Genomic DNA, 8,294 nt, shown 5'->3' with positions numbered 1-8,294 from the left:
GCGCCTGGGCCGAGGCCCTGGTGCCGGGCCTGGCCCGCGGCATCGCGGTGCGCGAGCTGGCGGCGCTTCGCCAGCAACTGGACTGGAGCGAAGGCGACGACCCGTGGCGCATCCCGCCCGCACGGCAGAACGAAGGCCCGGGCAACGCCCTGCTGGCGGTGCTGGAGCATGCCGAGGTGACCGAGGTGTTCTGCGCGCTGGGCGAGCGCGGCATGCCGGCAGAACAGGTGGCGCGCCAGCTGGCCGGCGAAGTGCGCTCGTTCGAGCGCAGTCGCGGCGCTGTCGGTCCGCACCTGGCGGACCAGTGGATGCTGCCACTGGCCCTCGCCGTCTGGCGCAGCGGCCAGCAGGCCAGCTATACGGCCGAGGCGATCACCCCGCATGCCAGCACGAATGCGCAGGTCATCGCGCAGTGCCTGCCGGTGCGCATCGCCATGGCGCCCTGCGCGGGTGCCACGCGCATCGACATCGAGAAAGCCGCATCGCCGGCATAACCATATGCGCGGAGTGTCGTAGGCATGGGCCAAAATGTTTTTTTGCCTGTCCCGTACCTGTCCAACCTGGAGACGCCATGAAAGTCGAGAACATCCTGCAAACCATCGGCAACACGCCCCATGTGCGCATCAACCGCCTGTTCGGCGCGGGTGCCAACGTGTGGGTGAAGTCCGAGCGCAGCAACCCCGGCGGTTCGATCAAGGACCGCATCGCCCTGTCGATGGTGGAAGACGCGGAACGCACCGGCGCGCTGCAGCCCGGCGGCACGATCATCGAGCCCACGTCGGGCAACACGGGGATCGGCCTGGCCCTGGTGGCGGCGGTGAAAGGCTACCGGCTCATTCTGGTGATGCCCGACAGCATGAGCATCGAGCGCCGCCGCCTCATGCTGGCCTACGGTGCGCAGTTCGACCTCACCCCGCGCGAAAAGGGCATGAAGGGCGCCATCGCCCGCGCCGAGGAACTGCGCGCGCAGACCCCCGGCGCCTGGGTGCCGCAGCAGTTCGAAAACCCCGCCAACATCGACGTGCACGTGCGCACCACGGCGCAGGAAGTGCTGGCGGACTTTCCCGATGGCCTGGACGCGCTGATCACCGGCGTGGGCACGGGCGGCCACCTGACGGGGGTGGGCCGCGTGCTGAAGGCGAAGTTTCCGGCCCTCAAGATCTTCGCAGTGGAGCCCGTGGCCTCGCCCGTGATCTCCGGTGGCCAGCCGGCCCCGCACCCGATCCAGGGCATCGGCGCGGGCTTCGTGCCCAAGAACCTCGACACCAGCCTGCTTGATGGCGTGATCCAGGTCGATGCCGAGCCCGCGCGGGAATACGCCCGCCGTGCCGCGCGCGAGGAAGGCCTGCTGGTGGGCATTTCCTCCGGCGCCACGCTGGCCGCCATCGCACAGAAGCTGCCCGAGCTGCCCGCCGGCGCCAAGGTGCTGGGCTTCAACTACGACACGGGCGAGCGCTACCTGTCGGTCGAGGGCTTCCTGCCCTCCTGAGGCGCTTTCTGAAACCGCGCGCTGCCCCGGGCCAGGGCAGCGTGCGCAGTCCACCCACCCGATGCCCATGGGTGGAACCTTTTTCGGGCTGGGGCAGGCGCCTGGCCCGGCCCGGGAGCCGGGCTGCCAGCGGCCCTCAGGCCCGGCCGCCATCGGGTCACAAGCGTTCGGCCAGCCGTCCTACAGCCCAGCCGGACCGCCATCGAAACAATCAAAGCCCATGCGGGGCCCGCCTGAAACCGGGCTTTTCGGCCCGGTTCCCGCCCCTCCCCCCGCGCTCACTGATTGCCCCATGGAACCATCCACCGCCTCTCCCGTTGCCTTCAAGGTGCTGACCGTGAACGTGCACAAGGGCTTCACCACCTTCAACCGCCGCTTCATGCTGCACGAGTTGCGCGAAGCCGTGCGTGGCGTGTCGGCCGACCTGGTCTTCCTGCAGGAAGTGCTCGGCACGCACCAGCGGCACGCCGGGCGCGTGGCCAATTTTCCGCAGGAGCCGCACTACGAATTCCTGGCCGACACCATCTGGGGCCAATACGCCTATGGCCGCAATGCGGTGTACGACAACGGCCACCACGGCAACGCGCTGCTTTCCAAGTTCCCCATCGTCCACTACGAAAACCACGACATCTCCGTGAGCGGACCCGAGCGGCGCGGCATGCTGCACTGCGTGCTGCAGCCCCCGGGCCACGCCCGGCAGGTGCATGCCATCTGCGTTCACCTGGGCCTGCAGGAGGCGCACCGCCAGCGCCAGCTCAAGCGCGTGTGCGAGCTGGTGGCCACGTTTCCGCCCGACGACCCGGTGGTGGTGGCGGGCGACTTCAACGACTGGCGCGGCCGTGCGCACGACGTGCTGCGCGCCGGCGCCGGCCTGCACGAGGTGTTCATGCACGCGCGGGGCAAGGCGGTGCGCACCTTCCCGGCCTCCATGCCGCTGCTGGCGCTGGACCGCATCTACGTGCGCAATGCCTCGGTGCACGCGCCGGTGGTGCTGCCGCGCAAGCCCTGGCACAAGCTGTCGGACCACGCGCCCCTGGCCGCGGAGATTTCACTGTGATGCACCGCTCCCGCCCCTCGCGCTGGGTGCCCGGCAACCATTTCACGCTGCTGGAGAACGGCGAAGCGTTCTTCCCCCGCGTGTTCGAGGCCATCGCGCAGGCACGGCGCGAGGTGATCCTGGAAACCTTCATCCTCTTCGACGACAAGATCGGCCGGGGGCTGCACGCGGCGCTGCTGCAGGCCGCGCGCAACGGCGCCGAGGTGCACGTGCTGGTGGACGGCTTCGGCTCGCCCGATCTGCCGGAAGACTTCATCGGCGAACTGGTGAACGCCGGCGTGCGCTTTCGCATCTTCGACCCAGGCCGCCGGCTGTTCGGCCAGCGGCTGAACGTGCTGCGCCGCATGCACCGCAAGATCGTGGTGGTGGACGGGGAGATCGGCTTCATCGGCGGCATCAACTACTCGGCCGACCACGTGGCCGACTACGGCCCCGAGGCCAAGCAGGACTACTCGGTCGAGGTGCGCGGCCCCATCGTCGCCCACATGCTGGGCTTCGCGCGCGATGCCGTCATGCCCCCACGCACACGGCGGCGCCGCCAGGGGGCTAACGCCGTGCCGCCGCTGCCCCATGCGGGCACGGCGGACGCGATCTTCGTCACGCGCGACAACCACAACCACACCAACGACATCGAGCGCCACTACCGCGTGGCCCTGCGCGCCGCGCGCGAGCGCGTGGTGATCGCCAATGCCTACTTCTTTCCCGGCTACCGCTTCATCCGCGAAATGCGCCGCGCGGCGCGGCGCGGGGTGGACGTGCGGCTCATCCTGCAGGGCCAGCCCGACATGCCCATCGTGCGCACGGCGGCCAGCATGCTCTACGACCACCTGCTGCGCGCGGGCGTGCGCATCTACGAATACTGCGACCGGCCGCTGCACGGCAAGGTCGCGCTGGTGGACGGCGAATGGTCCACCGTGGGCTCCAGCAACCTCGACCCCTTGAGCCTGTCGCTCAACCTCGAGGCGAACGTGGTGATCCGCGACAAGGATTTCAACGCGACGCTGCACGAACGGCTGGACCACCTGATGCAGCACAGCTGCCGCCAGGTCGAGGCCACGCCACCCTCGCGCTGGGATGGCCTGCGCCTGCTGCGCAGCTATTTCCTGTTCCATGTCATGCGCTGGTTCCCCTCCTGGGCGGGTTGGCTGCCGCGCCACGAGCCCGAGATCTCGCTGGTCCGCGCCCAGGAGCCCCAGGCCCACGACACCAGTCACCGGCCTTCGGCCACCTGAGCCATGGCGGCAGCGGCGCCCTCCCCGGCCCTGTCCTCCCTGGACCCGGCCAAGCCTGGGCATGACCCCGCCCGGCCCCAGGCCGGGGCCCCCAGGGACCGCGCTGCGCCGCCCACACGCCCCGACAGCCGCTGGAAGCGCCTGACCGCCCACCGCTGGTGGCCCTGGGCCGTGACGTTCGCCAGCGGCGCCTTCGTCCTCTTCGTCGTCTCGCTGCTGGTGCGCCAGGCACGCACGGTGGACTGGCCCGCGGTCTGGGCGTCGTTCCTGGCCTTGCCGGTGCCGGTGCTGCTGCTGGGCGGCGCGCTGGCGCTGGCCAGCCACCTGCTGTACAGCACCTTCGACCTGTTCGGGCGCCATTACACGCGGCACGGGCTGTCGGCCGGGCGCACGGTGGGCATCACGCTCATCGCCTATCCGTTCACGCTGAACCTGGGATCGATCATCGGCGGGGTGACGGTGCGCTATCGCCTGTACTCGCAGCAGGGCGTATCGGTGGCAGCCATCGGGCAGGTGATCGGGATGAGCATCCTGACCAACTGGCTGGGCTATTTCTTCCTGGCGGGCGCGGTGTTCTGGCTGTGGTCGCCGCAGCTGCCTGAAAACTGGCACGTCGGCCCCCAGCACCTGCGCTGGATGGGTGCCGCCCTGACGGTGGCGAGCCTGCTGTACGTTGCCGCCTGCGCCCTGCGCCATGGCCGGCCCGTGCACCTGCGCGGGCACCGCATCGCCATGCCGCGCTGGCCCGTGGGCATGCTGCAGGTGGCGCTGTCGGCCGCCAACTGGATGGTGATGGGCGCGGCGCTGTGGGTGCTGACCGGGCAGCGCGCACCGTATGCGGCCGCGCTGGCGACGGTGCTGCTGGGCGCCGTGGCCGGGCTCATCTCGCGCATCCCCGCCGGGCTAGGCGTGCTGGAGGCCGTGGTCGTGGCGGTGCTGTCGGCCTACCTGCCCGCACCGCAGGCACTGGCCTCGGTGCTGGCCTACCGCATGCTGTATTTCTTCCTGCCCCTGGGGCTGGCTGCAATGGCGTTCGGCGGGGTGGAGTTGCTGGGCCGCCGCCGGCCCGGCATGGCAGGAGAATCCACCGCCCAGGCCGAGCATCAAAAAGCCCGCCAGCGCAATCAATACTAGGGCATAGTGCTATTAATTAAATAGCAAATGAGCTGAGAACCGCAAGACCCAAGGCTGCGCCTGGAGGCCCTTTCCGTGGAATGCCGGGGCAGGGATGGCGGCAACCCGTTGCGGCCCCGCGCGACCGGACACCCGCGCCCGGTCTGTCAGCCCGTATCCTTCACACGGGTTCCCCCCCTTGAGCTCCTGGCACCGTCCACGAAAGAATCCGGAGCCAGTCGCAGGCCCATGGCAACAGCGCCGATGCGCCGCCCCCACCTCCAACAACCGAACCATGAAACCAGCCGACCCCGTCGATGCCGAACTCATCCGGCGCCTGCAGAAAACCTCGCGGCATTTCCTTTTGCACGCTCTGGAACACGCGCTGGCGGAGGAGCGCAACGAGACCAACGCGCTGCAGACACTCGCCAACATTCAGGCCGCACTCGAACTGCTCACCAAGCTGCGCATCGTCAGGACCGTCGGTTGGCAAGGCATCGCGGTGGCCAGCCTGCACACCAAGACGCAAGCCGAGCTACTGCAGTCCATCCACGACGGACAGTTCAAGTCCATCCCTTTCTGGGAGAGCCGAAAAAAGGCCTCGTCCAGTCTGCTTCTCAACGCCCAGGACCTCCAGCTTCTCGACGATTTTCAGAACCGGAGGAATCAACTGATGCACCTCGGCCTGGACATGGACCCCGAAACGGTATTGGACGAGTCCATCTGGTTGCTGGTGCGGGTCATCACCCAGCTCGACTGGAAGGTCAATCTCCGGGCACAAGACCAATACCTGTCCAACAGCCTGAAGCAGTTCATCGGACTGGACCTGTATCAGAAGCTCATCGAAAAGACATCCTACGTGGACGAGGCCATTGACCGCGCGTACGACGATTTCGATCGCTTCGGCCCGGTCCGCTGCTGCCTGGCCTGCGGCAGCGATGCGATGGTGGAAAGCGAGCATGGCGATCTACGCTGCCTGGTGTGCCATTTCGAAGCCGGGCCCTTCACCATGGGGTTTCTCGACTGCCCAGCGTGCGGCCGAAAGGAAGGCGTGATCTATGACGTGCTCAACGTGGGCGACAACCCGTCCGTCCCCGGCAAATGCGGCTCCTGCAGGACGATGATGGACGTCTCGCGGTGCACCGCGTGCAAGGGCGACCACCTGACATCGGCGGGTTGCCAGTTCTGCGCGGACTAGCCCTTCTCCGGCATCGGCCCCGCGCCAGGCGCGACCTTGAGGTGCGCCCTGCGCCATCGCGTGTTCGCTGCCATTCGGTCGGTCCGATCTCATGCACTTCGGAGCAGTGCAGGCCCTGCACGCCGGCAACAAGGAAAAAGGCCTCCAGCTCAATCAGCACTAGGGCATATTGCTATTAATTTAATAGCAATATGCCCTAATACTGACTGCACATCGGCTGGGCTTGCCGCACCCGGTCTGCCCTGCATCGCATGCCTCCTTTATCATGCCGGTCCCCACGACATTGCCCTTCGCCCGATCGACACGGGCCCGCAAGCCATGATCCGCCTGTCCGAAATCAAGCTGCCGCTCAGCGCAGCCGAAGCCCCCGAGCCCGCCCTGCGCGCCGCCGCCTGCCGCATCCTGGCGCTGCCGCCCGAAGGCATCGCCCATGTCCACGTCTTCAAGCGCAGTTTCGATGCGCGCAAGGCCGAGCTGCTGGCGGTGTACATCATCGACATCACCCTGGCCGATCCGTCGCAGGAGGCCGCGCTGCTGGCGGGCCACGCCGGCCAGCCCCACATCCAGCCCACGCCCGACATGGTCTGGCGGCCGGTGGGCCGGGCGCCAGAGGGGTTGGCGCACCGGCCCGTGGTGGTGGGCTTCGGGCCCTGCGGCATCTTCGCGGCGCTGGTGCTGGCGCAGATGGGGTTCCGGCCCATCGTGCTGGAACGCGGCCGCGCGGTGCGCGAGCGCACGCAGGACACCTGGGGCCTGTGGCGGCGGCGCGAGCTGCAGGCGGAGTCGAACGTGCAGTTCGGCGAGGGTGGCGCCGGCACGTTCAGCGACGGCAAGCTCTACAGCCAGATCAAGGACCCGCGCCACCTGGGCCGCAAGGTCATGGAGGAATTCGTGCAGGCCGGCGCACCGCCCGAGATCCTTTCCGTGGCGCACCCGCACATCGGCACGTTCAAGCTCGTCAAGGTGGTGGAGACGCTGCGCGAGCAGATCATCGCGCTGGGCGGCGAGGTGCGGTTCCAGCAGCGCGTGACCGACGTGATGATCGAGCAGGACGCCGCCGGCCAGCGCCACCTGCGCGGCCTGCAGGTGCTCGACCAGGCCACGGGACAGACCCATGCGCTGCGCGCCGACCACGTGGTGATGGCGCTGGGCCACAGTTCGCGCGACACCTTCGCCATGCTGTACGAACGCGGCGTGCACATGGAGGCCAAGCCCTTCTCGGTGGGTTTTCGCATCGAGCACCCGCAAGGGCTCATCGACCGCGCGCGCTGGGGCCGGCACGCCGGGCACCCGCTGCTGGGCGCGGCCGACTACAAGCTGGTGCACCACGCGGGCAACGGCCGCGCGGTGTACAGCTTCTGCATGTGCCCGGGCGGCACGGTGGTGGCCGCTACCAGCGAGCCGCACCGCGTGGTCACCAACGGCATGAGCCAGTATTCGCGCAACGAGCGCAACGCCAATGCGGGCATGGTGGTCGCCATCGATCCCAACGACTATCCGCACGACCCCGCGGCATTCGAGGCGGCGCTGGGCGGCCCCTATGGCGTGCAGGCGCTGGTGGCCGGCGCGACGCCGCATCCGCTGGCAGGCATCGTGCTGCAGCGCCAGCTGGAGTCGAACGCCTACGTGCTGGGCGGCAGCAACTACAACGCGCCCGCGCAGCTGGTGGGCGATTTCCTCGCACGGCGAGCGTCGACGGCGCTGGGCTCCGTGGAGCCCTCGTACAAGCCCGGCGTCACGCTGACCGACCTCGATGCCGCCCTGCCTGGCTACGCCACCGAGGCCCTGCGCGAGGCGCTGCCGGCCTTCGGCAGGAAGATCAAGGGTTTCGACATGCATGACGCGGTGCTGACCGGGGTGGAAACGCGCACCTCGTCGCCCCTCAAGATCGGGCGCAACGAGGCCTTCCAGAGCCTGAACACCGCCGGCCTGTACCCGGCCGGCGAAGGCGCGAGCTACGCGGGCGGGATTCTTTCGGCCGGGGTGGACGGCATCAAGGTGGGCGAGGCCGTGGCGCGCGCGCTGCTCGCCTGACGCGCATGCCCGGCCCGTCGCCCAGCGCCTTCAGCGCACAGGCGGCACTGGCCTCAGCGGGGCGCCCAGTGCCCGGGCCGCATGTGCCAGCCGCCCGGGCCCGGCTCCCAGTGGTGGGGCACCCACACCGCGCCGGGGCGCGGCGGCGTGGTCCAGTGGCCCGGCCGCCAG

8 protein-coding genes are annotated in these 8,294 nt (G+C 69.0%); 7 read left to right on the top strand and 1 reads right to left on the bottom strand.

The features are described 5' to 3' along the window. From AC27IQ_RS15680 to AC27IQ_RS15650, 7 genes are all read left to right on the top strand, one after another. Positions 1–494: RNA 3'-terminal phosphate cyclase (locus tag AC27IQ_RS15680; RefSeq protein ID WP_487090007.1), on the top strand; the 494-nt coding region annotated here is incomplete at its 5' end. 77 nt (positions 495–571) lie between these two features. Continuing rightward, positions 572–1,489 (top strand): cysteine synthase A, encoded by a 918-nt coding sequence (cysK, locus tag AC27IQ_RS15675; RefSeq protein WP_272550931.1) that lies wholly within the window; start codon positions 572–574, stop codon positions 1,487–1,489. Positions 1,490–1,781: 292 nt separating this feature from the next. After that, positions 1,782–2,546, top strand: a complete 765-nt coding sequence (locus AC27IQ_RS15670) for an endonuclease/exonuclease/phosphatase family protein (protein ID WP_284425411.1) — start codon at positions 1,782–1,784, stop codon at positions 2,544–2,546. Continuing rightward, on the top strand, positions 2,546–3,778 hold the full coding sequence (clsB, locus tag AC27IQ_RS15665; protein ID WP_487090006.1) for a cardiolipin synthase ClsB: 1,233 nt from the start codon (positions 2,546–2,548) through the stop codon (positions 3,776–3,778). Before AC27IQ_RS15670 ends, clsB begins: the two co-directional genes overlap by 1 nt. 3 nt (positions 3,779–3,781) lie before the next feature. Continuing rightward, positions 3,782–4,912 carry a lysylphosphatidylglycerol synthase transmembrane domain-containing protein gene (locus AC27IQ_RS15660; RefSeq protein WP_487090005.1) on the top strand — a complete coding sequence of 377 codons (1,131 nt, stop codon included), beginning with the start codon at positions 3,782–3,784 and terminating at the stop codon, positions 4,910–4,912. A 274-nt stretch (positions 4,913–5,186) separates the two neighbouring features. Further along, positions 5,187–6,089, top strand: coding sequence for a hypothetical protein (locus AC27IQ_RS15655; protein ID WP_487090004.1), 903 nt, complete (start codon positions 5,187–5,189; stop codon positions 6,087–6,089). Between the two features lie 318 nt (positions 6,090–6,407). Beyond that, positions 6,408–8,123, top strand: a complete 1,716-nt coding sequence (locus AC27IQ_RS15650; protein ID WP_487090003.1) for an NAD(P)/FAD-dependent oxidoreductase — start codon at positions 6,408–6,410, stop codon at positions 8,121–8,123. 53 nt (positions 8,124–8,176) lie between these two features. Here the strand turns inward: AC27IQ_RS15650 and AC27IQ_RS15645 are convergent, their stop codons facing one another. Continuing rightward, a complete protein-coding gene (locus AC27IQ_RS15645; protein WP_487090008.1) occupies positions 8,177–8,251 on the bottom strand; it encodes a hypothetical protein in 75 nt (24 codons plus the stop codon). Positions 8,252–8,294 lie beyond the last annotated feature (43 nt).

It is taken from the genome of Acidovorax sp. KPB24-07, from assembly GCF_057543315.1.
Note: the sequence above shows the minus strand (reverse complement) of the source record. Positions and strands in the feature narration are given on the sequence as shown.